This is a genomic window from Ruegeria sp. BHSC029 (genome assembly GCF_059613085.1).
This window is the reverse complement of record NZ_JBXWRU010000004.1, coordinates 1-24,102: the sequence shown is the minus strand read 5'-3', so window position 1 is coordinate 24,102 and position 24,102 is coordinate 1. Positions and strand designations below refer to the sequence as shown.

General features: G+C 63.6%; 21 protein-coding genes. 11 read left to right on the top strand and 10 right to left on the bottom strand.

What is annotated here, in order from left to right:
- The first annotated feature begins 12 nt into the window (after positions 1-12).
- On the top strand, positions 13-2,016 hold the full coding sequence (locus AC2FML_RS10185) for a hydantoinase/oxoprolinase N-terminal domain-containing protein (protein ID WP_496783015.1): 2,004 nt from the start codon (positions 13-15) through the stop codon (positions 2,014-2,016).
- A gap of 3 nt (positions 2,017-2,019) precedes the next feature.
- On the opposite strand, the gene msrA is transcribed toward AC2FML_RS10185, so the two are convergent.
- Complete coding sequence (gene msrA / locus AC2FML_RS10180) at positions 2,020-2,532, bottom strand: peptide-methionine (S)-S-oxide reductase MsrA (protein ID WP_496783014.1); 513 nt, start codon at positions 2,530-2,532, stop codon at positions 2,020-2,022.
- A complete protein-coding gene (gene msrB, locus AC2FML_RS10175) occupies positions 2,529-2,978 on the bottom strand; it encodes a peptide-methionine (R)-S-oxide reductase MsrB (RefSeq protein WP_496783012.1) in 450 nt (149 codons plus the stop codon). Before msrB ends, msrA begins: the two co-directional genes overlap by 4 nt.
- A gap of 145 nt (positions 2,979-3,123) precedes the next feature.
- Here msrB and AC2FML_RS10170 point away from each other — a divergent pair, with 145 nt between their 5' ends.
- On the top strand, positions 3,124-3,645 hold the full coding sequence (locus AC2FML_RS10170; protein WP_496783010.1) for a glutathione peroxidase: 522 nt from the start codon (positions 3,124-3,126) through the stop codon (positions 3,643-3,645).
- Here AC2FML_RS10170 and AC2FML_RS10165 read toward each other — a convergent pair.
- Complete coding sequence (locus tag AC2FML_RS10165) at positions 3,621-4,508, bottom strand: DMT family transporter (protein WP_496783009.1); 888 nt, start codon at positions 4,506-4,508, stop codon at positions 3,621-3,623. The genes AC2FML_RS10170 and AC2FML_RS10165 overlap by 25 nt on opposite strands.
- Positions 4,509-4,692: 184 nt before the next feature.
- Between AC2FML_RS10165 and AC2FML_RS10160 the strand changes: the two genes are divergently transcribed.
- Positions 4,693-5,889 carry a BCCT family transporter gene (locus AC2FML_RS10160; RefSeq protein WP_496734777.1) on the top strand — a complete coding sequence of 399 codons (1,197 nt, stop codon included), beginning with the start codon at positions 4,693-4,695 and terminating at the stop codon, positions 5,887-5,889.
- A gap of 86 nt (positions 5,890-5,975) precedes the next feature.
- Here AC2FML_RS10160 and AC2FML_RS10155 read toward each other — a convergent pair whose 3' ends face one another.
- From AC2FML_RS10155 to ade, 3 genes are all read right to left on the bottom strand, one after another.
- Positions 5,976-6,263 (bottom strand): HU family DNA-binding protein, encoded by a 288-nt coding sequence (locus tag AC2FML_RS10155; protein ID WP_170340577.1) that lies wholly within the window; start codon positions 6,261-6,263, stop codon positions 5,976-5,978.
- Positions 6,264-6,393: 130 nt separating this feature from the next.
- Positions 6,394-7,857 carry an AMP nucleosidase gene (locus AC2FML_RS10150; protein ID WP_170340576.1) on the bottom strand — a complete coding sequence of 488 codons (1,464 nt, stop codon included), beginning with the start codon at positions 7,855-7,857 and terminating at the stop codon, positions 6,394-6,396.
- Positions 7,854-9,656: an adenine deaminase gene (ade, locus tag AC2FML_RS10145; protein ID WP_496783007.1), complete on the bottom strand. Its 1,803-nt coding sequence runs from the start codon at positions 9,654-9,656 to the stop codon at positions 7,854-7,856. Before ade ends, AC2FML_RS10150 begins: the two co-directional genes overlap by 4 nt.
- 127 nt (positions 9,657-9,783) lie before the next feature.
- On the opposite strand from ade, the gene AC2FML_RS10140 reads away from it, so the two are divergent.
- Positions 9,784-10,209: a VOC family protein gene (locus AC2FML_RS10140; RefSeq protein ID WP_496783458.1), complete on the top strand. Its 426-nt coding sequence runs from the start codon at positions 9,784-9,786 to the stop codon at positions 10,207-10,209.
- Positions 10,210-10,212: 3 nt separating this feature from the next.
- Here AC2FML_RS10140 and AC2FML_RS10135 read toward each other — a convergent pair whose 3' ends face one another.
- Positions 10,213-11,097, bottom strand: coding sequence for a LysR substrate-binding domain-containing protein (locus tag AC2FML_RS10135; protein WP_496783005.1), 885 nt, complete (start codon positions 11,095-11,097; stop codon positions 10,213-10,215).
- Between the two features lie 114 nt (positions 11,098-11,211).
- Here AC2FML_RS10135 and AC2FML_RS10130 point away from each other — a divergent pair, with 114 nt between their 5' ends.
- Positions 11,212-11,967, top strand: coding sequence for a class II aldolase and adducin N-terminal domain-containing protein (locus AC2FML_RS10130; RefSeq protein WP_170443763.1), 756 nt, complete (start codon positions 11,212-11,214; stop codon positions 11,965-11,967).
- Between the two features lie 11 nt (positions 11,968-11,978).
- Positions 11,979-12,968, top strand: coding sequence for a sterol desaturase family protein (locus AC2FML_RS10125; protein WP_170447131.1), 990 nt, complete (start codon positions 11,979-11,981; stop codon positions 12,966-12,968).
- Here the strand turns inward: AC2FML_RS10125 and AC2FML_RS10120 are convergent.
- Positions 12,965-13,912, bottom strand: coding sequence for a GlxA family transcriptional regulator (locus AC2FML_RS10120; RefSeq protein WP_170360983.1), 948 nt, complete (start codon positions 13,910-13,912; stop codon positions 12,965-12,967). The two genes, AC2FML_RS10125 and AC2FML_RS10120, sit on opposite strands and share 4 nt — an antisense overlap.
- 78 nt (positions 13,913-13,990) lie before the next feature.
- On the opposite strand from AC2FML_RS10120, the gene AC2FML_RS10115 reads away from it, so the two are divergent.
- The 3 genes from AC2FML_RS10115 to AC2FML_RS10105 are packed head-to-tail and all read left to right on the top strand — an operon-like array spanning position 13,991 to position 17,993.
- Positions 13,991-15,151 (top strand): acyl-CoA dehydrogenase family protein, encoded by a 1,161-nt coding sequence (locus AC2FML_RS10115; RefSeq protein WP_496783002.1) that lies wholly within the window; start codon positions 13,991-13,993, stop codon positions 15,149-15,151.
- Positions 15,152-15,153: 2 nt separating this feature from the next.
- Positions 15,154-17,211: an acetate--CoA ligase family protein gene (locus AC2FML_RS10110; protein WP_496783000.1), complete on the top strand. Its 2,058-nt coding sequence runs from the start codon at positions 15,154-15,156 to the stop codon at positions 17,209-17,211.
- Between the two features lie 2 nt (positions 17,212-17,213).
- Positions 17,214-17,993: a carnitinyl-CoA dehydratase gene (locus AC2FML_RS10105; protein WP_437342537.1), complete on the top strand. Its 780-nt coding sequence runs from the start codon at positions 17,214-17,216 to the stop codon at positions 17,991-17,993.
- A 6-nt stretch (positions 17,994-17,999) separates the two neighbouring features.
- Here the strand turns inward: AC2FML_RS10105 and AC2FML_RS10100 are convergent, their stop codons facing one another.
- Complete coding sequence (locus AC2FML_RS10100; protein WP_170596612.1) at positions 18,000-18,635, bottom strand: class I SAM-dependent DNA methyltransferase; 636 nt, start codon at positions 18,633-18,635, stop codon at positions 18,000-18,002.
- A gap of 87 nt (positions 18,636-18,722) precedes the next feature.
- Here AC2FML_RS10100 and AC2FML_RS10095 point away from each other — a divergent pair, with 87 nt between their 5' ends.
- Positions 18,723-19,583, top strand: coding sequence for an SDR family oxidoreductase (locus AC2FML_RS10095; RefSeq protein WP_496782998.1), 861 nt, complete (start codon positions 18,723-18,725; stop codon positions 19,581-19,583).
- Here the strand turns inward: AC2FML_RS10095 and AC2FML_RS10090 are convergent, their stop codons facing one another.
- Complete coding sequence (locus AC2FML_RS10090) at positions 19,584-21,203, bottom strand: GMC family oxidoreductase (protein WP_496782996.1); 1,620 nt, start codon at positions 21,201-21,203, stop codon at positions 19,584-19,586.
- A 304-nt stretch (positions 21,204-21,507) separates the two neighbouring features.
- Here AC2FML_RS10090 and katG point away from each other — a divergent pair, with 304 nt between their 5' ends.
- Entirely contained in the window at positions 21,508-23,715 is a 2,208-nt protein-coding gene (gene katG / locus AC2FML_RS10085; protein ID WP_170440135.1) for a catalase/peroxidase HPI, read from the top strand.
- The last annotated feature ends 387 nt before the right edge of the window (positions 23,716-24,102 follow it).

The window sequence follows — 24,102 nt, the reverse complement described above, 5'->3', positions numbered from 1 at the left end:
ATGGAGATCCCGATGGCGTTGGCTTTGGGCGTGGATACCGGTGGAACCTACACCGATGCGGTGCTGATCCGGGACGAGGAAGAGGTGATCGCCTCGGCCAAGTCCCTGACCACACGCGAGGATCTGGCGATCGGCGTCGGGCGGGCGATCCGGGCGGTGCTGGACCAGGCGCAGGTCGCGCCCGTTCAGATCTCGATGGCGTCGCTGTCGACGACGCTGGCCACGAACGCGCTGGTCGAGGGGCAAGGCGGGCGCGTCGCGCTGATCTATGTCGGATTTCGGGACGGCGATCTGGACAGGCATGGGCTGCGCGATGCGCTGAAGGGTGACCCGGCGCTGGTGATCTCGGGCGGGCACAGCCATGCCGGGGCTGAGGCCGCGCCTTTGGATACAGGGGCGTTGACCGAATTTCTGGACCAGCAGTCCGGGATTTCCGGGTTCGCGGTTGCGGCCCAGTTTGCCACGCGCAATCCCGCGCATGAGCTTGAGGTCGCGCGGATCATCACTGAGAAAACCGGCGCGCCGGTGACCTGCTCGCATCAGTTGTCGGCCAAGTTGAACGGGCCGAAACGTGCGGTGACGGCAGTGCTGAACGCACGTCTGATCGGAATGATCGACCGCCTGATCGGCCGGGCGCAGGTTGTGTTGCTCGAGCTGGGCATCGACGCGCCGATGATGGTGGTGCGTGGGGATGGCGCCTTGATGAGCGCCGAGCAGGCGCGGGAGCGGCCGATCGAAACGATTCTCAGCGGTCCGGCGGCCTCGATCGTGGGGGCGCGCTGGCTGACCGGAGTTCAGGACGCACTGGTGTCGGATATCGGAGGGACGACGACCGATGTGGCTCTGATCCGCGACGGAAAGCCGGCGATCGACCCGGCGGGCGCCCGGGTCGGCGGGTTCCGCACCATGGTCGAGGCGGTGGCGATGCGCACGCATGGTCTGGGCGGTGACAGCCAGGTGCATGTGGTGACCGAAGGCCTGCGCGGCGGCGTTTTCCTGGGTCCGCGCCGGGTGCTGCCGGTGTCGCTGATCGCGTCTGAGGCGCCCGAAGTGGTCCATGCCGCGCTGGACGAGCAGTTGCGCGCGACCACGGTGGGCGAGCACGACACCCGTTTCGCCCGCCGCGTGCCCGGCATCCACGCCGAGGGTCTGGGACCGCGCGAGGCGGGGCTGCTGGAGCGGCTGGGGGACAGGGTTCTGCCCCTGAGCGCCCTGCTGCGCACGCGGATGGAAAACGGCGCTCTGACCCGGTTGGTGGATCGCGGGATCGTTCAGGTCTCGGGGGTGACGCCGTCGGATGCCAGCCACGTTCTGGGGCGCCTGTCCGATTGGGATAAGGGTGCCGCGCGCAAGGCGCTGGAGTTGATTGCGCGCCGGCGTGTGGGGTCGGGCGACCGGCTGGCGGGCTCGGCCGATGAACTGGCCGGGATGATCGTGGATCAGTTGACCGAACAGACCGTTTTGACCCTATTAGAGACTGCTTTTGCGGAAGAGGCCGAGGCGTTCGGCCTGCCGCCCGAGGATCTGGCGCGCCATGTGCTGACCCGGCGGGGCTTGCACGGGCATCGCGGTCTGCTGGCGTTGGACACGAGGCTGAACGTGGATGTGGTCGGGCTGGGAGCCTCGGCGCCGAGCTATTACCCGGCGGTCGGCGAGCGTCTGCGCTGTACCATGGTGCTGCCCGACCATGCCGGGGTGGCCAATGCGATCGGGGCCGTCGTGGGGCGGTTGACCATGCGGCGAGCGGGCACGGTGACCGCTCCGTCCGAAGGCCGGTACCGCGTGCATCTGAACGACGGGCCGCAGGATTTCCCCGAACCCGAACCCGCGCTGGCCCTGCTGGAGGCCGAACTGCGGCGCGAGACCGAAAGCGCCGTGCGCGAGGCCGGGGCCGAGGATATCCGCGTGATCGTCAACCGCGACATCCGCACCGCCCGGATCGAAGGCAAGGATGTCTTCGTCGAGGCGATGCTGACCGTCGAAGCCAGCGGCCGCCCGCGGGTGGCCGTCGGCTGACCTTTATTCGGCGGCGCTGCTGCGTTTGGGCAGAACCCAGTCCGGGCGCGGGAAGTGGCAGGTATAGCCGTTGGGGATACGCTGAAGGTAGTCCTGATGCTCGGGCTCGGCCTCCCAGAAATCGCCCACGGGTTCGACCTCGGTCACGACCTTGCCGGGCCACAGCCCGCTGGCATTCACATCGGCGATCGTGTCCAGCGCGATCTGTTTCTGCGTCTCGTCGCAGTAATAGATGGCCGAGCGATAGCTCATTCCGATGTCATTGCCCTGACGGTTTACGGTGGTCGGGTCGTGGATCTGGAAGAAGAACTCGAGCAGATCGCGATATGTGATCTGCGCGGGGTCGAACCAGATCTCGATTCCTTCGGCATGGGTGCCGTGGTTGCGATAGGTCGCGTTGGGCACGTCGCCGCCGGTATATCCGACGCGGGTGCGCAGAACGCCGGGCAGCTTGCGGATCAGGTCCTGCATGCCCCAGAAGCAGCCTCCGGCCAGAACGGCGCGTTGTTCGGTCATTTCGGGTCCTCCACTTGATCGAGGTATTCGCCATAGCCCTCGGCCTCCATGTCGTCACGATGGACGAACCGCAGCGCGGCGGAGTTGATGCAGTAACGTAGCCCACCCTGATCCAGCGGACCATCGGGAAACACATGGCCCAGGTGGCTGTCGCCGTGTTTCGAGCGGACCTCGGTCCGGATCATGCCCAGCGAGCGGTCCTCCAGCTCGGTGACGTGGTCATGCACGATGGGTTTGGTGAAACTGGGCCAGCCGCAGCCCGACTCGTATTTGTGGGTCGAGGCGAACAGCGGCTCGCCCGATACGATATCCACGTAAATGCCGGGTTCTTTGTTGTTCAGGTGTTTTCCGGTGCCGGGGCGTTCGGTCCCGTTGCGCTGGGTGACGTGGAATTCCTCGGGCGACAGGGCCGCGACAACCGATGGATCTTTGGGATATTTGGGCATGGGTCCTCCGGCATTGCATACGTTGCCGAGATATTTGGGGTGCGCCGCGACAAAAGCAAAGCCCTGTTTCACCCGGCTCGCGCGATCGTGCGGGTGATCTGCCGCCGTGCTTCGAGCGTATCATTACCAAAGAGGAGGTCACGCCATGTTCAGAATGTTGCTGTTGTCTGCCTTGTTGTTGATCGGTCGAACGGTGCAGGCCGCGCCCGTGTCCGGAGAATTCCCATCGATCGACGGCGGCACGCTGTCGCTGTCGGACTGGCGCGGCCAGCCGGTTCTGGTGGTCAACACGGCCTCGCAATGCGGGTTTACCGGGCAGTATTCCGGGCTGCAAAAGCTGCAGGACACCTATGGGCCCAAGGGTTTGGTGGTTTTGGCGGTCCCATCGGATTCCTTCAACCAGGAACTGGAAACCGCCAGCGAGGTCAAGGAGTTCTGCGAGTTGAACTATGACCTGACCCTGCCCATGACCGACATCACCCCCGTGACCGGTCCGCAGGCCCACCCGTTCTACAAGGCGGTCGCGGCCGAAACCGGGTTTGTGCCGGGCTGGAATTTCAACAAGATTCTGCTGAGCTCCGAAGGCGAGGTCGTCGCGACCTTTGGGTCGACGACCCGGCCGGACTCCCGCAAGCTGCGCCGTCAGGTCGAGGCCCTGCTGCGCTGAACCGGCTGGCGTGACAACTGCACAGCCAGAATGCCCAGCGTGGTGACCGCAACGCCGACGGCATCCATTGCGCCCAACCGCTCACCCAGCAGAATCGCGGCGATCGTGACCCCGAACACCGGGTTGAGGAAATGGAAGGTCGCCGCGCGGATCGGCCCGATCCGGTTGAGCAGAAGGAACCAGATCAGCGTGGCCAGCAGGCCGGGGAACAGGGTCGTGTAGGTGAAGGCCAGCGCCAGCGGCCAGGTCGGGCGGACATAGATCGTCTCGAACAACGGGGCGGCGACAAACAGAACCGCCGAGCCGACGAACATCTGCAAACCGACGACCATCATGAAATTCCCGCCCGAGGTCGCCCCGCGCACGGCCAGCGTGGCGAAGGTCAGCGCCAGCGCGCCCAGCCCGCAGAGGGCAACGCCAAACAGGTCGATCCCTGCGCTGATCCGGCTGCTCATGATCAGGGCCACGCCAGCGAACCCGGCCAGCAGACCCACGACACCCAGCGGGCGCAACCGTTCCCCGAACAGCAGCCAACCGGCCAGCGCCACCAAGAGTGGCATGGTCGAGGCGATGATCGCCGCTACCGAGGCTTCGACCGTTTGCATCGCATAGAAATTCAGACCCAAATACAGGGCATTCTGGCAGATTCCGAACAGGATGGTCGCATGCCATTGCGACCGCGTCAGGTGCCAGCTCTGGCCCATAGCCCGGGCGATTGCGACACCCAGGATGCCGGAAATCAGGAAGCGAACCGCCAGTGAAAACAGCGGCGAGGCATCCGCGACGATGATCCGCGCCGATGTAAAGGCCGACGACCAGATGAAGGCAAAGGCCAGCCCCATGGCGATGGCGCGCAGATCCATGACCGCTCCTGTTTGAATATGCGGCGACTGTTTCCGATTTTCTCTCGGGCCACAAGCGCCCGAGCGTCAAAAAAGACACATGGAGCGCGCAAGTTTTCCGTGGGTGCCGGTTTTATTGATTGACTAGCCAATTAAAGATATCCGCTCGGTGATCTGACATTTAAAGGGAGGTTTGTCGGTGCTATTGGAATACATCCTGTCATTCGGGGTCCTGCTTGCTCTTGGGCTGGTAGCGTTCTTCGTCGTGAAATGGTGGAACCTGCGGTGCGTGGGCGTGACACCTGTACATCTGTTCACTTTCATCGCGATCCTGTTCACATCCGGCCTGGATGTCGGGCTGATCATGTTCCCACTCACCGAATTCGGAGGCTATGCCGAAGATCCGGCCTATGCGTTCGCAAACCCGCTGGCGGTCGAGTTCGGGTTCTGGGGTTTCCTGATCTGGGCCTTCTATTTCCTGACGGCCTTCTATTTCTGCGTCATCGAGCCCCGAGTGCAGTTCTTTGAGATCCCGGTGGTCAAGCTGATCAACAATGTGGTGATCATCGGGACCTGCGCTTTCACCGCCAGCCTGTTCCTGATCTACCTGCCCGGATACCTGCCCGAAGTTGGTGATGGCGAGTCCGTGGTGACCACGTTTTACATCATCGTATTTGTCGTCATTCTGGCCGCGGCCTATTCCTCGACTGACCTGAAATACGTGCGGATTCTTTCTGTCGGCTCGACGTTTCTGTTTCTGGCGCTGATCCTTGGCATGTGGGCCGCGGCCGGTATGGGCGTTGCGGGTTTCGTGGAAACCAGCAGCAATATCGGGGCGTATTTCGCCAATATCCACAAGTTCATACTGCCTCTGACCGACTATCACGCCTTCTACCTGTTCTGGTGGTTTGCCTGGTCGATCATGATCGGTCAGTTCACCTCGCGCTTTGTCGGAGGGCTGACCACCTGGCAATTGCTGGCGGCGCTGCTGATCTTTCCGTCGATCCCCTTGGCGATCTGGTTCAGCGTGCTTTACTACTATCACCTGAACGGCATCAGCACCGCAGGCATCACCAACATCGCGATGGTGATCGTCGGCGTGACCTTCGTGATCAACTCACTGGACTCGCTGATCAGGCTCTATACCGACAACCTGAACATGACGGTCGAACGCTTCGGTAAGACGGCCTATGTTGCCGGCAATGTGGTGCTTCTGTTTGTGCTGACGCTTCTGTTCCAGAGCCAGTGGCTGCAGATTCAGTGGATCGGCGCCGTGGTGGTTGGCCTCTACCTCGCCTGCGTGGTCTATATCCTGGTCGTCAAGCGCACAGAGGTGATGAGCATCGACTCGATGCCCGAAGATCGGGATCTGGATTTCCACAAGGTCGAGACTGTTCACTGACCTCGGCCCGCCGGACCCGGTAAACAAATACCAAAGAAAAAGGGCCGCGAAATCGCGGCCCTTGATCGTTTTCCCTAAGGCGCGGATCAGCTGTTGACGCTGTCCTTCAGGGCCTTGGCGATGGTCATCTTCACAACCTTGTCGGCTTCTTTGGTGAAGGTCTCACCAGTGGCCGGGTTGCGAACCTGACGCTCGGGGCGCTCGCGGCAGTAGATCTTGCCGACGCCCGGCAGGGTCACAGCGCCTCCGGCCGAAACTTCGCGGGTGATCAGGCCAGTGATCGCCTCCAGCGCCGCGTTCGCGGATTTCTTGTCGGTTCCCATTTCCTCAGCGAGAGCAGCAACCAGCTGAGTCTTCGTCATAGGCTTTGCCATTTCTTGGTCTCCTTAACGTGCCCGATCTATTGGGCCTCACCGCGTAACTGTAACGGGATATTGTGGGCGAACACAACGAATAGTAGCACCGAAACCCCAAAAAATATGGGGATTTCGTTGCTTTTTTGCGTCAGAGGAAGGCCGTTTCGTCGAACGAGCGCAATTTCCGGCTGTGCAAACGTTCCAGCGGCATGCCTCGCAGGTGTTCCATCGCGCGGATTCCGATCGCCAGATGGCGGCTGACCTGGGTTGTATAGAACTCGGACGCCATGCCGGGCAACTTCAATTCTCCATGCAGGGGCTTGTCGGACACGCACAGCAAAGTGCCGTAGGGCACGCGGAAGCGATAGCCGTTTGCGGCGATCGTGGCGCTTTCCATGTCCAGCGCGATCGCGCGCGACTGGCTCAACCGTTGCACCGGGCCGGATTGGTCGCGCAGTTCCCAGTTACGGTTGTCGACCGAAGCCACCGTGCCGGTGCGCATGATCCGCTTCAGCTCATAGCCTTCCAGCTCGGTCACTTCGGCTACGGCGCGTTCCAGCGCGACCTGAACTTCGGCCAGCGGCGGGATCGGCACCCAGACGGGCAGATCGTCGTCCAGCACCTTGTCTTCGCGCAGATAGGCATGGGCCAGCACGAAATCCCCCAGAGCCTGCGTGTTGCGCAGCCCCGCACAGTGGCCGACCATCAGCCAGGCGTGTGGTCGCAGCACCGCGATGTGATCGGTGGCGGTTTTGGCGTTGGATGGGCCGACGCCGATATTGACCAGCGTGATCCCCGACCCGTCGGCGCGTTTCAGGTGATAGGTCGGCATTTGCGGCAGTTTCAGCGGCTGTTCCAGCGGCGCGTCGGGGTCGGTGATCTCGACATTCCCGGTCGAGACGAAACTGGTATAGCCGCTGTTCGGGTCGGCCAGTTGCGCGCGGGCGTAGTTCTCGAATTCCGAGACATAGAACTGGTAGTTGGTGAACAGAACGTGGTTCTGGAAATGGTCCGGATCGGTGGCGGTATAGTGGGCTAGCCGGGCCAGCGAATAGTCGATGCGCTGCGCGGTGAACAAGGCCAGCGGGCCGACGCCATCCTGCGGTTCGTGCACACCGTTGACGATGTCGTCATTGGTGGTGGTCAGGTCGGGCACGTCGAACACGTCGCGCAGGGTGAACCCCGCCGCACCCTGATGCGGCACCACCAGATCGGGGTTGCCGGCCACGGCGAAATGCACCGGCATCGGCGTGGTCGAGGGGCCGATGGTCACCGGCTGGTTGTGATTCTTGATCAGCAGCGCGATCTGCTGCGTGAGGTAGGACCGGAACAGATCCGGGCGGGTCACGGTAGTGGCATGAACCCCCGGCTCGGACACGTGACCAAAGCTCAGGCGGCTGTCCACATGCGCGTAGGACGCCGTACGGATACGGATTTCCGGGTAATAGGCTCTGTACCGGACCTTGGGCGCGCCGCTTTCCATCGCCTCGGCAAAGCTTTCGCACAGAAAGGCGGTGGCCTCGTTATACAGCTCTTCCAGCCGGGCAACGGCTGCGGCGGCATCGGTGAAAATCTCGGGGTCCCGTGGGTCGGGAGTTGTTATTTTTGTCATGCGAGGGGTTCCAGAAGGTCAATTTTTTCGAATGTTCGGACATCCACCAGTCCCAGATCGGATATCCGCAGTTCGGGGATGACGACAAGGGCCAGCAGCGAGTGCTGCATATAGGCGTTGTTCAACTGACAGCCGCAGGCCTGCATCGCCTCGACCATTTTCTGCGCCTTGGCCGCGACGTCCGCGGCAGGGCTGTCGGACATCAGGCCCGCAATGGGCAGTTCGACCAGCGCCAGCTCTTCGCCATCACGGAAGATGGTGATGCCGCCGCCTACTTCGGCCAGGCGATTGGCGGCCAGCGCCATCTGATCGCGGTTGGTGCCGACCACGATCATGTGGTGGCTGTCATGCGCCACAGTCGAGGCCATGGCCATCCGGCCCTGATAGCCAAAGCCCGAAACGAAGGCGTTGGTCACGCCGCCCGTGGCGCGGTGCCGCTCGACCAGCGCAATCTGGCAGACATCGCCTTCGCCCTCGACCAGCCCGCCGATAATGGGCAACTCGGCCTTCAGCGCCTGGGTGGGGGCCTGGTTCTCGACCACGCCGATCACGTTTGCACGCACGCGATTGGCGCCTTCGGGCGCGGAGATCTCGAAATCGGCGGCGGTCAGGGCATGGCCCAGATGCACCGTGTTGCGTGCCCGGCCAGGCCAGTCGAAATGCGGGCAATCCACCGTGATCGCGCCGTTCTCGGCCACCACCTGTCCGCGGGCGATGGCCATCTCGATCGGCAGTTCAGTCAGGTTCGAACTGAGGATCACGTCCGCCCGGCGGCCCGGCGTGATCGAGCCGATCTCGCGCTCAAGCCCGAAATGGGTGGCGGTGTTGATCGTGGCCATCTGCAACGCGATCAACGGGTCGCAGCCACAGGCGATGGCATGGCGCACGACGCGGTTCATGTGACCCTCGTTCACCAGCGTGCCCGAGTGGCAGTCATCGGTGCACAGGATGAAGTTGCGCGGGTCCAGCCCCTTTTCGGTGACGGCGGTGATCTGGCTTTCCACGTCATACCAGGCCGAGCCCAGCCGCATCATCGACCGCATCCCCTGCCGCACGCGGGCAATGGCGTCGGCCTCGCAGGTGCCTTCGTGGTCATCCGCCGGGCCGCCGGCGACATAGGCGGCAAAATCAGGCCCCAGATCGGGCGAGGCATAGTGCCCGCCCACCGTCTTGCCCGCGCGCTGGGTGGCGGCGATCTCGGCCAGCATCTTGGGGTCGGCGTTGATCACACCGGGAAAGTTCATCATCTCGCCCAGCCCGATGATGCCGGGCCAGGTCATCGCCTCGGCCACGTCTTCGGCGGTGATCTCGTAGCCCGTGGTTTCCAGCCCGGGCGCCGAGGGCGCGCAGGACGGCATCTGGGTGAAGATGTTGACTGGCTGTATAAGCGCCTCGTCATGCATCATCCGCACGCCGTCCAGCCCCAGTACGTTGGCGATCTCATGCGGGTCGGTGAACATCGACGTGGTGCCATGCGGGATCACCGCGCGGGCGAATTCGGCCGGGGTCAGCATGCCGGATTCGATGTGCATATGCGCGTCGCACAGGCCGGGGATCATGTAGCGGCCCTTGGCTTCGATGATCTGCGTGTCGGGGCCGATGCAATGGCTAGCGTCGGGGCCGACATAGGCGATGCGACCTTCGGCGATGGCGATGGAGTGATCGGGCAGCGCCTCGCGGCTGTGCACGTTGATCCAGATCCCGCCGCGAATGACCATGTCGGCGGCTTCGCGGCCGGCGGCAACGGCGATCAGGCGGGGGGCGACGTCGGGCCAGGATGGGAAGGGTGCGTATTCCATGGCACAACTTTCCCGAATGCATCGGAAGGTGCAACCCCTGCCGTGCCACCTTCATGAAACCGTCATCCGACCGGGCGCGGGGCAGCAAATGCTTGATCCGCGCTGCGATGCGGGGTCTGGTAGGGACATGGATTACGAAACCATAGATGCGGACAGTTTCGGCCGCAGCCTGCGCGGGATCGGGCTGAACCTGCTGGTGCGCGACGTCCCGGCGGAATGCGCCTTTTTAGAGGCTGTTTTTGGATTGAAATCCCATCAGGTGACGGCGGATTTCGCCATCGTCACCTATGGCGATCAGGTGTTTCAGTTGCATTCGGACGGCACCTATCATTCCAACCCGCTGCTGGGGCTGGTTCCCGAAACGCCCCCGCGCGGTGGCGGGATCGAGATTCACCTGTACGACACCGACCCGGACGAGGCGGCGGGGCGCGCCAGATCCGCTGGCGCGGTCGTCCTGCAGGAGCCGACCGACAAGCCCCATGGCCTGCGCGAGACCTATATTCTGTGCGAGAACGGCTATGCCTGGGTCGCCAGCCGCCCCAAGGACGGCTGAAAGTCAGGCGCGGTGTTGCTCGGCCGCGATTTCCGCCCTGATCCACTCGGCAAAGGCCACGGCACCCGGCGTCTCCTCGGCCTGGGGCGACAGCAGCAGGTAATAGGCTTCGGGCATCGGCGCGCGATGTTCAAAGGGTGCGATCAGGCGGCCTTCGTCCAGCAGGCGCTTTGCGATGGTGTCATGGGCCAGGCACAGCCCGCCGCCGGCCATCGCGACGGACAGGCCGACCATATAGGTCGTGGCATAGGTAATCGGCGAATTTTCCCAGTTTAGACCCTGATCTTCGGCCCAGCTGGCCCAGTTCGACAGCAGGTTTGAGCAATCATACAGCGGTTGCTGCTGAAGGGTTTCCAGCGTGACCGGATAGTCGGGGGCACAGACGGGGTAGTAGTGATCGCTGCGCAAAAGCTCGGTGCGGACCGTGTCGGCTGGGCGCAGGGAATAGCGGATCTCGACCGCCGCGCCTTCGGCCATCTCGCGCGGCTCCCACAACTCGGTGAAGATGTTCAGGCGGACATCGGGGTGCAGCGCGCGGAAGGCGGGCAGGCGGGGGGCCAGCCAGTTGACCGAGAAGGTGATGTTGCACTGCACCTGTACGGTATTTTCCTGCTGCCCGGTCACAGCTTGGGTGCCACGCACCAGCGTCCGGAACGCCTCGCGCACCACGGGCAGATAGGTGATTCCGGCCTCGGTCAGTTCCAATGCGCGGGGGCGGCGGTGAAACAGAGGCTGGCCCAGATAGCCCTCGAGCGATTTGATCTGCTGGCTGACGGCGCTTTGCGTCATGTTCAGATCGCGCGCCGCGCCGGTGAACGACAGGTGGCGGGCGGCGGCCTCGAAGGTGCGCAGCCAGCCAAGCGGGGGAAGGGGAGTCCGGGGTTTCATAATCCAATCATAAGTTCAGCTAATGCCAAAACGCCAATTTTTTCGTTGGTCAATTGCGCCCCGGCCCGGCACGGTTTTCACCAGCCACCTGTCCAAGCCGAATGGAGCCCCCGGATGAGCGTCACCAATCTGAAGCCGAATATCGACCATTGGCAGGAGCGCGTGGACATGGCCGCCGCCTTCCGCTGGACCGAGCGGTCGAACATGCACGAAGCGGTCGCCAATCACTTCAGCCTTGCCGTGAACGAGGATGGCACGCAGTTCCTGATGAACCCGAACCAGATGCATTTCGCGCGCATCCGCGCCTCGGACCTTCTGCTGCTGGATGCCAACGATCCCGACACGATGAGCAAGCCCGGAGCACCGGACCCGACCGCATGGGGTCTGCATGGATCGATTCACCGGAGATGCCCGCATGCGCGTTGCGTGATGCATGTGCATTCGATTTTTGCCACCGTCCTGGCCTCCTTGGCCGACAGCAACCTGCCGCCGATCGACCAGAACACCGCAACCTTTTTCAACCGCTATGTCATTGATGACGAATTCGGCGGTTTGGCCTTTGAAAGCGAGGGTGAGCGTTGCGCGACAATGCTGCAAGACCCGAAAAAGAAGGTCATGATCATGGGCAACCACGGTGTGCTGGTGATTGGCAACAATGCAGCGGATGCCTTTAACAGACTCTATTATTTCGAGCGCGCCGCCGAGACCTATGTACGCGCCCTTCAGACGGGCCGGCCGTTGCGGGTGCTTTCGGACGAGATCGCCGAAAAGACCGCGCAGGAGCTGGATGACTACCCGGGGCAGGCCGAGGCGCATCTGCGTGAAATAAAGGCCGTCCTGGATGCGGAAGGCTCGGACTACGCCACCTAGAGGGTTTTATCATGACCGATGCCCCGCATGATCCCGAAGCCGCCCGCTGGCACTATCGGCCGTCTGACCCTGTTGCGTTGAACCCTTTGTTCAGTTGGCCACCGCGCCCGATCGCCGTTTTGAAATGGTATTCCGGGGCGTGGCTGCCGATCACAGCGCTGACCCTGTGCATGGGGCTGGCCGTGATTGCTTATGTGCTGTTCCTGCCGCCGCTCGAGGCGATGCAAAGCTTTGCGCCCGGCTGGATGTTCCGCGTCTGGCTGCTGAACATGGTGCCTCAGATCCTTGTTGCGGGTGGGCTGCACTGGTGGCTCTACATGCGCAAGGGGCAGGGTATGTACAAAAAGTTCGATCGCCGCGACCTGACCCGCGACAACGGAACCTTCACCTTCCGCAATCAGGTCTGGGACAACATCTGGTGGACCCTGGGCAGCGCCATGACGGTGGCGACCGTCTATCAATGGGGTATCTACTGGGCGATGGCCAACGGGTATGCGCCAACGGTCACTTGGGCCAGCGCGCCGGTCTGGTGCGTGGTCTGGATGCTGTTCATTCCGATGTGGTCGGGTCTGCATTTCTATTGGGTGCACCGGCTGGAGCATCACCCGAAACTGTACAAGCATGTGCACGCCGTTCATCACCGCAACGTCAATGTTGGGCCGTGGTCGGGCATCTCGAACCACTGGTACGAGAATCTGCTGTATTTCACGACCTATTTCATCCACCTGATCGTGCCCTCAAACCCGTTGCATCTGCTGTTTCATGTCTATTTCCAGCAGATCAGCCCGGTCCTGTCCCATTCGGGGTTCGAAAAGCTGAAAGCAGGGGACACGGATGCCGCGCGGGCAGGCGATTTCTTTCACCAGCTGCACCACCGGTATTTCGAGTGCAACTACGGCACGTCCGAGATCCCGTTCGACAAGTGGTTCGGCACCTACCACGACGGGTCGGCCGAGGCGACGACGCGGACGCGGGCCTACAAGAAACAGATGTATACCTAGCCGGACCGGCTGCGCAGGGCTCGTGGACTGAGACCGAACTCGGCCCGAAAGGCGCGGGTCAGCGCGCTGGGGTCTTCATAGCCCGCGCGCAGAGCGATTTCGGCGATACTCAGGTCGGTTTCCGCGGCCAGCTTGCGCGCAAGGTTCAGACGCATCCGACGATAGACCTTGGCCGGCCCGGCCCCCAAGTCCGCCCGCATCCGGGATTCCAGTGCTTTTTGCGACCGTCCCACGCGCCGGGCGATCTCGGGGATCGGCAGAGGGGTCTCGAGATTTTCCTGCATCAGTGCCAGCGCCTTGTTGACATGCGAACTGGCCGAGCCTGCGCCGCCGGAATGTGACCGGGCGGAGTCGCGCGTCATGAACAGCTGCGCGACTTCCAGTGCCAGCGCCTGACCGTGATCCTGCCCGATCAGGTGCATCACCAGATCAAAGGCGGCCATGGCGCCCGAGCAGGTGATGCGGTCACCGTCGATGACATAGCGCTCGCGGCAGGTCTCGACTTCAGGGAATCGCTCGGTGAACGCGGTCAGTTCCTCCCAATGGATCGTGGCGCGGTGGCCGTTCAGCAATCCGGCCTGGGCCAGCAACCAACTGCCGGTGTCCAGCCCGGCGAGGGTGCGAAAGCGCCGCGTCGCCGCACGCAACCCCGCCTGGGTGCGCCAACCACCATGTGCTTGAAACCCGTAGGAGGGCATCACCAGCAGCATATCCCCATCCGCATCCGTAAGCGCCGCATGGGGTGCCACCTGCAACCCTGAGGACGACGTGACCGGCCTCGGATCCAGTGACAGGAATTGCCAGTCATACAGTCGCTGCCCCGACAGCGTGTTGGCCGCGCGCAGCGGCTCGACCGCATTGGCCAGGCAATGGTTCGAGAACCCGTCGAACAGAAGTACCCCGAATCGCTGCGGTGCGGCGGGTGATTTGGTCCATCTCTGCATGATTGAAGTCTAGTTCTGCATTATTGCGACCTCAAGCCGCGTCAGGATTATCGCACGCCCAGAAACCGGAGACCCGCGATGCAATATGGCCTGACCGACGAGCAGGAGATGATCGTCTCGACTGTCCGCAGCTTTGTGGAGAATGAGATCTATCCCCACGAAGAGCTGGTCGAGCGCTCCGGCGATGTACCGAAAGAGATCGCCGACGAGATCAAGCGCAAGACGATCGAACTCGGCTTCTACGCCTGCAACTTTCCCGAAAGCGTCGGCTGCGCGGGGCTGAACCATCTGGAATTCGCGCTGGTCGAACGCGAGTTGGGGCGCGGGTCGATGGCGTTGAACCATTTCTTCGGGCGGCCGCAGAACATCCTGATGGCCTGTCAGGGCGATCAGGTCGAGCGCTATCTGATGCCCACCGTGCGCGGCGAGAAAATGGACGCGCTGGCGATGACCGAACCGGGCGCGGGTTCGGATGTGCGGGGCATGAAATGCTCGGCCGTGCGTGACGGTGGCGATTGGGTCGTGAGCGGCACCAAGCATTTCATCTCGGGCGCGGAACATGCCGATTTCATCATCGTCTTCATCGCCACGGGCGAGGATCAGACGCCGAAAGGTCCCAAGAAGCGCATCACCGCCTTTCTGGTCGATCGCGGCACGCCGGGCTTCACCATCCGCGACGGCTACAAGTCGGTCAGTCATCGCGGTTACAAGAACATGGTGCTGGACTTCGACGATTGCCGTCTGCCGGATGCGCAGGTGCTGGGCGAGGTCGATGGCGGGTTCGAGGTGATGAACACCTGGCTGTATGCCACCCGCATCACCGTGGCGGCCATGTGCGTGGGTCGAGCGCGGCGGGCTTTCGACTATGCGCTGGACTATGCCGCCACCCGCGAACAGTTCGGCCAGAAGATCGGCAAGTTTCAGGGCGTCAGCTTTCAGATCGCCGACATGATCACCGAGATCGACGCCGCCGACTTGCTGACCCTGGCCGCCGCCGACCGGCTGGACAAGGGCCTGCCCGCCAACCGCGAGATCGCCTCGGCCAAGCTCTATGCCTCGGAGATGCTGGCGCGGGTGACCGATGCGGCGATCCAGGTGCATGGTGGCATGGGGCTGATGGACGACTATCCGCTGGAACGCTTCTGGCGCGATGCCCGGGTGGAGAGGATCTGGGACGGCACCAGCGAAATTCAGCGCCACATCATCAGCCGCGACCTGCTGCGCGCGTTGGGGGCGTGAACATGACGCCGGGCCTGAGCGGCGCGGCGGGTGCGCTCGCGCCGGGAAAGCTCGCCGCGCTGAGGCGGATGCTAGGGTTCCGCTCGCTGGCGGTGATTGGCGGGGGCGCATGGTGCGCCGAGGTCATCCGGCAGGTGCGGAAACTGGGTTTCACCGGCCCGGTCTGGCCGGTGCATCCCAAGGCCGACGAGGTGGCGGGCGAGCGCGTCTTTGCCACGATCGAGGACCTGCCCCAAGCGCCCGACGCGGCCTTTGTCGGCATCAATCGCCGCGCCACCATCGAGGCGGTCGAGGTTCTGTCCCGCATCGGCGCGGGCGGGGCGGTGTGTTTCGCCTCGGGCTTTACCGAGGCGCAGGCCGAGGACGCCGATGGGGCCGACTTGCAGGTGCAGCTTGTAACTGCAGCGGGGGACATGCCGATCCTCGGACCCAACTGTTACGGCTTCGTCAACGGTCTGGACCGGGTGGCGATCTGGCCCGACCAGCACGGGATGCGCCCGGTGGACCGGGGCGTCGCGATCCTGACGCAAAGCTCGAACATCGCCATCAACATGACCATGCAGCGCCGGGCGCTGCCACTGGCCTTCATGCTGACCTGCGGGAATCAGGCGCAAACCCATCAGGCCGAGATCGCCATGGCGCTGCTGGAGGATGACCGGATCACCGCCATCGGCGTGCATGTCGAAGGCTTTGGCGACCTGCGCAAGTGGGAGGCGCTGGCCGCCAAGGCGCATGACCGTGGCGTGCCGATCGTGGCGCTCAAGGTGGGGCGGTCGGAACACGCGCAGGCAGCGACCATTTCGCACACGGCATCGCTGGCGGGGGACGATGCCGGGGCGCAGGCGTTTCTGGACCGGCTGGGAATCGCGCGGCTGGGGGACGTGCCCGAGTTTCTGGAAACACTGAAGCTGTTGCATGTCACCGGGCCGCTGGACGGGACCGGAGTGGCGACGATCAGCTGTTCCGGTGGCGAGGCCAGCTTGGCCGCCGACATGGCCGAAGGATCCGGCCTGCACTTTCCGCCGCTGACCGCGGATCAGGTCTCGGGCCTGCGCGCGGCGCTGGGGCCGATGGTGGCGCTGGCCAATCCGCTGGACTACCACACCTATGTCTGGCGCGACGCTGACGCGATGGCACGGGCGTGGTCGGCGATGACGGGGCCGCATGTGGCGATGACGATCTCGATCGTTGACTACCCTCACACCGATGCCGCCGATTGGGACTGCGCCACCCGTGCGGCGTTGACCTGCGCAAGCGAAACCGGTCGTCCCTTTGCCGTGGCCGCGACCTTGCCGGAACTGATGCCCGAGGACGTAGCCGAGCGGTTGATGGCGGGCGGTGTCGTGCCCTTTGCCGGGCTGCGTGAGGCGCTGGCGGCGACACGCGCTGCGGCCTGCCCGCATCCCCAACCGCAGGAGCCGGTTCTGCTGCCCGCCGCCAATGCGGCCACAACCGCTCTGACCGAGGCCCAGGCCAAGGCCGAACTGGCCGCTTGCGGCGTGCCGATTCCCCGCTCGGTCGTCGCGCGGGCGGATCGGGCGGAAAAGGCGGTGGACGGTCTGAGCGGGTCCTTTGCGGTGAAAGGCGTTGGCCTGGCGCACAAATCCGAACATGGCGCGGTGCGGCTGGGCATTTCTGCACAAGATCTGCCCGAGGTCGCGAGATCAATCGGCACCGATGAGGTTCTGATCGAGGAAATGGCCCCGGCCGGGATTGTCGAGCTGTTGATCGGCGTCACCCGCGACCCGGCGCATGGCTATGTGCTGACCCTTGGGGCGGGTGGGGTTCTGACCGAGATCCTGCGCGACTCGACCTCGATCCTGATCCCGTCCACGCCGTCTGCGGTCCGCGACGCGCTGGGCAAGCTGGCCTGTGCGCCCGTGTTGAGCGGATATCGGGGCAAGCCCGGCGTGGATATCGATGCGGTCGTGCGGGTGGCCATGGCGGTGCAGAACTACGTCATTGCCAACGCGGCGGTCGTGGACGAAGTTGAAATCAACCCTCTCATCTGCGCGGCCGACAGTGTGGTCGCCGTTGATGCCCTGATCCGAAAGGCATGACCATGAACCCGATCAAAACCTACCGCGATGGTGCAATCCTTCAGGTCACGTTGGACCGGCCCAAGGCGAACGCGATCGACTTGGCGACCAGCCGGGTGATGGGCGAGGTCTTCCGCGACTTTCGCGATGACCCCGACCTGCGGGTGGCGATCCTGACGGGGGGCGGCGAGAAGTTCTTCTGCCCAGGCTGGGACCTGAAGGCCGCAGCCGAAGGCGATGCGGTGGACGGCGATTACGGCGTTGGCGGTTTCGGCGGCCTGCAGGAGTTGCGCGACATGAACAAGCCGGTGATTGCCGCCGTGAACGGGATTGCCTGCGGCGGCGGGCTGGAGCTGGCCCTGAGCGCCGACATGATTCTGGCCGCCGATCACGCCACTTTTGCCCTGCCGGAAATCCGCTCGGGCACGGTGGCGGACGCGGCCAGCGTCAAGCTTCCCAAGCGCATCCCCTATCACATTGCGATGGAACTGCTGCTGACCGGCCGCTGGTTCGACGCCGAAGAGGCGCATCGCTGGGGGCTAGTCAACGAGATCGTCCCGGCTGACCAGTTGATGGACCGGGCATGGGAGCTGGCGCGCCTGCTGGCAAGCGGCCCGCCGCTGGTCTATGCCGCGATCAAGGAGATCGTGCGCGAGGCCGAAGATTCCAAGTTCCAGGACATCATGAACCGTATTACCAAGCGGCAACTGCGGACGGTCGATGTGCTCTATGGCTCCGAGGACAATCTGGAAGGCGCCCGCGCCTTCGCCGAAAAGCGTGACCCGGTCTGGAAAGGCCGCTGAGGCGGTTCAGGTTTTCTCGAACAGGGCGATCAGCGCGGTGTCGTCCTTGTTGGGGCCGGCGGCCAGATCGCCGTAGATGCGGACCGTGGTCAGAGCCAGATGTTCCATCCAGCCCTCGGCCTGCAGCTTGTCGAAGGCGGTTGCAAATCCCAGCGCCTCGAAGTGTTTGGCGTTGATCGAAAAGGCGAATTGTGCCCCGGGCCGGGCCACCCGCAGCAGGGCCGGCAGAACCTCGGGGCCCAGATGGCCGTGGGTGAAGGTACCCGACGACACGATGCCCGAATAACTGTCGCGCGGAACGGGGATGCCCTCGTTCAGGTCGGCCTCGATCGCGTCGCGGTAGATGTCTTTGCGCATCGCCTTGTCCAGCATCTCGGCACTGATGTCGGTGGCATCGATCGGCCCCACACCCAGATCGGCCAGAACCGCGCCGCACAGGCCGGTTCCCGCGCCCACATCCAGCACCGGACCCTGTCCCCCTGCGCCGACAAAAGCGCGGGCGGTGTGAATATGCAGCTGGTAATCCTCGCGCGCGGCGAATCCGCGATCGTAATCTCCGGCCCATTCGGCATAGAGCCGTTTGTTGTCTGCCGGAGTTTTCAGCGCATAGGCCGCGTGCAGGCTGGGTTTGTCATCACTCATGACACCATGAAGGCGCAGGCGGGGATTCGAATCAAGTGCGGCCATCCGGCGCTTGCATCCCGCCCGCGGCGCGATCATCAAGGGACCATGACTGGAACGCTTTTTTCATTCGGGCACGGCTATACCGCCCGCGCCCTGTCGCGCCGGCTGGCCCCCAAGGGTTGGCGCATCGTCGGAACCACCCGCGATGCCGCCGAGAAGGACGCCATCCGCGCCGCCGGGGCCGAACCGCTGGTCTGGCCGGGCGAGGCCCCCGACCTGGACGGGGTCACGCATCTGCTGATCTCGACCGCGCCCACGGCCAAGGGAGATCCGGTTCTGGCCGCCCTGCGGGATGAGATTGCCGCGCGCGCCGGTCAGTTCGATTGGGTCGGGTACCTGTCGACCACCGCCGTCTATGGCGACCACCAGGGGGACTGGGTCGATGAAACCACGCCGGCGACACCCACGGCCGAGCGCGGGCGCTGGCGGTTGCGGGCCGAGCAGGACTGGGCCGCGATCCCCGGCCTGCCGCTGCACATTTTTCGCCTTGCGGGCATCTACGGGCCGGGCCGGGGGCCGTTTTCCAAGCTGAAAAAAGGCGGTCTGCGGCGGATCATCAAGCCGGGGCAGGTGTTTTCTCGTATTCATGTCGAAGACGTTGCGCAGGTGCTCGAGGCGTCGATGCGACGTCCTGATCCGGGCGCGATCTACAATGTATGCGATGACGAACCGGTGCCGCCACAGGACGTGATCGGCTATGCCGCGCAACTTCAGGGCCTGCCGCTGCCGCCTACGGTGGATTTCGACACGGCCGACCTGACGCCGATGGCCCGCAGTTTCTACAACGAGAATAAGCGCGTTCGGAACGACCGGATCAAGACCGATCTGGGCGTGACGTTGAAATATCCCAACTACCGCGTGGGCCTTGAGGCGCTGCACGCGGATCAGACGTTGAACGGCGACTGATCAGACCACATCCGCCAGGATCATGTCGGTGGCCTTTTCCGCGATCATGATCGTGGGGGCGTTGGTGTTGCCCGAGACCAGCGTCGGCATGACCGAGGCATCGACCACCCGCAGCCCCTGCAGCCCACGCACGCGCAGCTGCGGATCGACCACTGCCAAATCGTCCACCCCCATCTTGCAGGTGCCCACGGGGTGATAGATCGTATCGGCCCGCGCGCGGATATGGCCTTCCCAATCCGGGTCGGTCCGGGCGGTGTCGGTGCCGAACATTTCCTTGTGGCGGTATTTGGCGAGGGCCGGTGCCTCGAGGATTTCGCGCGTCATCCGCGCGCCCTTGATCATCGTGTCCAGATCGCGCGGGTCGGACAGAAAGGCCGGGTCGATCGCCGGGGCGGCAAAGGGGTCGGCGCTGTGCAGCGAAACGGTGCCGCGGCTTTCGGGGCGCAGTTTGCAGATATGGCAGCTGAACCCGTAGCCCAGGTGCAGTTTGCGCGCGTGGTCATCTACCAGCGCGATGGTGAAATGCAGCTGGATGTCGGGGCGGTCCAGATCGGGAGAGGTCTTCAGAAAGGCCGCGCCTTCCGCAAAAGGGGTGGCCGCCATCGACACCCCGGTCTTGCGCCAGCGCAAAAGGTGCTTGATCAGCCCCACCGTACCGGCGGCGCCGATGCCGAAATTGTCGGTGTCCTTTGTCTTGTAGGCCAGGATGAAATCCAGGTGATCCTGCAGGTTCTTGCCCACGCCCGGCAGCGCATGGCGGACGACGATTCCATGCGGGCTCAGGTCCTCGGGGTCGCCGATGCCCGACAACTGCAGCAGTTGCGGCGATTTCAGCGCGCCCGAGCAGACCAGAACCTCGCGCGTGGCGGTGACGGTGAGATCGGCGCCTTTGCCGCCCTGGCGATAGATCACGCCCGTGGCGCGGTGGCCGTCAAAGGTGATCTCGCGCGCCTGCGCCCCGGTGATGACCGTCAGGTTGGGCCGGTCCATGACTGGAAACAGATAGGCTGCGGCGGCCGAGCACCGCTCGCCGTTTTTGGCGGGGTCATGGAACTGGGTGACTTGGTACAGCCCCGCGCCTTCGTTGTCGCCACGATTGAAATCGTCGGTCACCTTGTGTTGCAACTGGGCGGCGGCCTCGACGAAGGCGCGCGTGATCGGGCGTTCTTCTTTCTGGTCGGACACCTGAAGCGGGCCGTCGGCGCCATGCAGGTCATCCGCGCCGCGTTCGTTGTTCTCGGACCGTTTGAAGTAGGGCAGAACGCTGTCCCAGTCCCAGCCCTCGCAGCCCAGATCGGCCCAGCCGTCAAAATCCTGCCGCTGCCCGCGCACATAGAGCATTGCGTTGATCGCGCTGGACCCGCCCAGGGCCCGGCCGCGCGGCTGATAGCCCGTGCGCCCGTTCAACCCCGGTTGCGGCACCGTTTCAAAGGCCCAGTTGTTGATCTTGGGTCGCCCCGGCAGCATGGCAACCACAGCGGCAGGCATCCGCACCAGAATGCCGTTCCCGCCCCCGCCCGCCTCGAGCAGGCAGACCCGCGTGCCCGGATTGGCGCTCAGACGGTTGGCCAGCACGCATCCCGCGGACCCTCCGCCGACGATGACGTAGTCGAATTGCATGGCGATCCTCCCCTGTGGCCCGCGCGGTGTCGCGCGTCACGGCCCGCAGTTTGAAGCACCGGCGGCAAAACGCAATCGGGGCGGAGGGGAACGCCGCGTCATGTGGATGGGGATCGGTTTGAAAGATCACGGCAGAGCCATAATCAATACCTATCAAATCAATCCGAAAACAAAATTTTTTCTCATGACAGGGATTTGCTATGACTCGGGGTATTCCAGCGGACTGCGGTCCGCCCCTTTTTGACGTGCCATACGCACGGTTGCCTCGCAAACAGACAGACACCAGCCAGGATCGGAGATTAAGATGGACGGAAGCGACAACCCCAACACGGGCAAATGCCCCATCATGCACGGCGCCGGAACCCGATCGAACCGGGACTGGTGGCCCAACCAGCTGAACCTGGCGATCCTGCACCAGCACCAGCCGGCCGGGAATCCGCTGGGGGCAGATTTCAGCTATGCCGACGCGTTCAAGAAGATCGACTATGACGCGTTGAAACAGGACTTGTATGACCTGATGACGGATTCGCAGGATTGGTGGCCGGCGGATTACGGCCATTATGGCGGTCTGTTCATCCGCATGGCCTGGCACAGCGCCGGCACCTACCGGACGGCTGACGGGCGGGGCGGCGCCTCGACCGGGAACCAGCGGTTCGCGCCGCTCAACAGCTGGCCGGACAACGGCAACCTCGACAAGGCCCGTCGTCTGCTGTGGCCGATCAAGCAGAAATACGGCAACCAGATTTCGTGGGCCGACCTGATGATTCTGGCCGGCAACTGCGCCATTGAATCGATGGGCGGCAAGACCTTCGGCTTTGCCGGCGGCCGGGAAGATATCTGGGCGCCCGAGGAGGACATCTATTGGGGTGCCGAGACCGAATGGCTGGCCCCGACCGAAAACCCGCACAGCCGCTACTCGGGCGAGCGCGATCTGGAAGATCCGCTGGCCGCCGTGCAGATGGGCCTGATCTATGTGAACCCCGAAGGCCCGGACGGAGAGCCGGACGTGCTGGCCTCGGGCCGTGACATTCGCGACACCTTTGCCCGGATGGCAATGAACGATGAAGAGACCGTCGCACTGGTTGCCGGTGGCCACACATTCGGCAAGGCGCATGGTGCCGGGGACCCGGCGCTGGTCGGCCCCGAACCCGAGGCCGCGCCGATCGAAGAGATGGGCTTTGGCTGGATCAACAAATTCGGCACAGGCAAGGGTGACGATACCACGACCAGCGGAATCGAGGGCGCCTGGACCGCGAACCCGATCAAGTGGGACAATGGCTATTTCGACCTTCTGTTCGGTTATGACTGGAACCTGACCAAAAGCCCTGCCGGAGCGTGGATCTGGGAGCCGGTCGGCGTCAAGGAAGAGGACATGGCACCAGCTGCGCATGATCCGTCGAAAAAGGTCAAGACGATGATGACCACCGCCGACATGGCGATGCGCATGGATCCGATCTATGGGCCGATCTCGAAGCGGTTCCACGAAAACCCCGACGAGTTCGCCGACGCCTTCGCTCGCGCTTGGTTCAAGCTGACCCATCGCGATATGGGGCCAAAGGCGCGCTACATCGGTCCCGAGGCGCCAGCAGAAGAGCTCATCTGGCAGGACAACGTGCCGGCGGTGGACCATGATCTGATCGATGCCGCGGACGTGGCCGACCTGAAAGCCCGGCTGCTGGATTGTGGCCTGTCGGTGTCGGAACTGGTCGCGACGGCATGGGCCTCAGCTTCGACCTTCCGCGGCTCGGACAAGCGCGGTGGCGCCAACGGCGCCCGCATCCGGCTAGCGCCCCAGAAAGACTGGGACGTCAACGAGCCCGAGAAACTGTCCAAGGCGCTGGATGCTCTGGCGGCGGTACAAGCCGAGTTCAATGCCGCGCAGTCCGGCAACAAGAAGGTTTCGCTTGCGGATGTAATCGTGCTGGGCGGCGTTGCGGCGATCGAAAAGGCCGCCAAGGCTGCCGGGCATGACATCGATGTTCCGTTTGTGCCCGGCCGTACGGATGCCACGCAGGACCAGACCGACGCTGAATCCTTCGCCCCGCTTGAACCGATCGCGGATGGGTTCCGGAATTACCAGCGCAAGGAGTACAGCGTGTCTCCTGAAGAGTTGCTGGTGGACAAGGCGCAACTGTTGACCCTGTCGGCACCCGAGATGACCGTCCTGGTCGGCGGTATGCGCGTTCTGGGTGCGAATTTCGGTGGCACGGCGCATGGCGTCCTGACAGACCGGGTCGGGGTTCTGAGCAATGACTTCTTTGTCAATCTGCTGGACATGCGCACCGAATGGAAGCCGGCGGCAGACGCCAAAGGAGTGTATGAAGGCCGGGATCGGGCTTCGGGTGAGGTGAAGTGGACCGGAACCCGCGTTGACCTGGTATTCGGTTCCAATTCACAACTCCGGGCTCTGGCCGAGGTTTACGGCCAGAAAGATGCCGACGCCAAATTTGTCGGTGACTTCGTATCGGCGTGGACCAAGGTGATGAACGCGGACCGCTTCGACCTGACTTGAGGGCGGAACAGCTCCCATGATCAGCGCCGCCAGGGGAAACCGTGGCGGCGTTTGTCGTGTCCGAGTCCTGGTCTTGCCAAGACGCGCGGCGACGATTCCATCCGCACCGCGTAGAGGGACCCTGAAAAATGGACGGCGCATACCGCAAAAATGGGGAATACCGTGGGAATTGTTAAGCTAACCTATTGTTTTTATTAACACCGCAAAGAATCCGCCGAGAATTGCGAAGTTTTTTCAAAATGGGGGTTGCAGGTCCCGGACCTAATCCGTAAATACCCCTTCACCGGCGCTGCTGAGGCGGTGTTGGTTGGTCGGATGGACGGCCTGACGGACTGGAAAGACGGTTGAGACGCCTGGGAGAGACCGGGGGCATCTTGAGTGAGTGTT

Excerpts from the sequence above, each read along its gene's own strand:
- AC2FML_RS10130 (WP_170443763.1), top strand. The coding sequence starts at position 11,212 with ATGAGCGTCACCAATCTGAAGCCGAATATCGACCATTGGCAGGAGCGC.
- AC2FML_RS10110 (WP_496783000.1), top strand. The coding sequence starts at position 15,154 with ATGACGCCGGGCCTGAGCGGCGCGGCGGGTGCGCTCGCGCCGGGAAAG.
- AC2FML_RS10150 (WP_170340576.1), bottom strand. The coding sequence starts at position 7,857 with ATGACAAAAATAACAACTCCCGACCCACGGGACCCCGAGATTTTCACC.
- AC2FML_RS10185 (WP_496783015.1), top strand. The coding sequence starts at position 13 with ATGGCGTTGGCTTTGGGCGTGGATACCGGTGGAACCTACACCGATGCG.
- msrA (WP_496783014.1), bottom strand. The coding sequence starts at position 2,532 with ATGACCGAACAACGCGCCGTTCTGGCCGGAGGCTGCTTCTGGGGCATG.
- AC2FML_RS10155 (WP_170340577.1), bottom strand. The coding sequence starts at position 6,263 with ATGGCAAAGCCTATGACGAAGACTCAGCTGGTTGCTGCTCTCGCTGAG.
- AC2FML_RS10125 (WP_170447131.1), top strand. The coding sequence starts at position 11,979 with ATGACCGATGCCCCGCATGATCCCGAAGCCGCCCGCTGGCACTATCGG.
- AC2FML_RS10095 (WP_496782998.1), top strand. The coding sequence starts at position 18,723 with ATGACTGGAACGCTTTTTTCATTCGGGCACGGCTATACCGCCCGCGCC.
- katG (WP_170440135.1), top strand. The coding sequence starts at position 21,508 with ATGGACGGAAGCGACAACCCCAACACGGGCAAATGCCCCATCATGCAC.
- ade (WP_496783007.1), bottom strand. The coding sequence starts at position 9,656 with ATGGAATACGCACCCTTCCCATCCTGGCCCGACGTCGCCCCCCGCCTG.
- AC2FML_RS10140 (WP_496783458.1), top strand. The coding sequence starts at position 9,784 with ATGGATTACGAAACCATAGATGCGGACAGTTTCGGCCGCAGCCTGCGC.
- AC2FML_RS10165 (WP_496783009.1), bottom strand. The coding sequence starts at position 4,508 with ATGGATCTGCGCGCCATCGCCATGGGGCTGGCCTTTGCCTTCATCTGG.
- AC2FML_RS10170 (WP_496783010.1), top strand. The coding sequence starts at position 3,124 with ATGTTCAGAATGTTGCTGTTGTCTGCCTTGTTGTTGATCGGTCGAACG.
- AC2FML_RS10090 (WP_496782996.1), bottom strand. The coding sequence starts at position 21,203 with ATGCAATTCGACTACGTCATCGTCGGCGGAGGGTCCGCGGGATGCGTG.
- AC2FML_RS10105 (WP_437342537.1), top strand. The coding sequence starts at position 17,214 with ATGAACCCGATCAAAACCTACCGCGATGGTGCAATCCTTCAGGTCACG.
- msrB (WP_496783012.1), bottom strand. The coding sequence starts at position 2,978 with ATGCCCAAATATCCCAAAGATCCATCGGTTGTCGCGGCCCTGTCGCCC.
- AC2FML_RS10135 (WP_496783005.1), bottom strand. The coding sequence starts at position 11,097 with ATGAAACCCCGGACTCCCCTTCCCCCGCTTGGCTGGCTGCGCACCTTC.
- AC2FML_RS10115 (WP_496783002.1), top strand. The coding sequence starts at position 13,991 with ATGCAATATGGCCTGACCGACGAGCAGGAGATGATCGTCTCGACTGTC.
- AC2FML_RS10120 (WP_170360983.1), bottom strand. The coding sequence starts at position 13,912 with ATGCAGAGATGGACCAAATCACCCGCCGCACCGCAGCGATTCGGGGTA.
- AC2FML_RS10100 (WP_170596612.1), bottom strand. The coding sequence starts at position 18,635 with ATGAGTGATGACAAACCCAGCCTGCACGCGGCCTATGCGCTGAAAACT.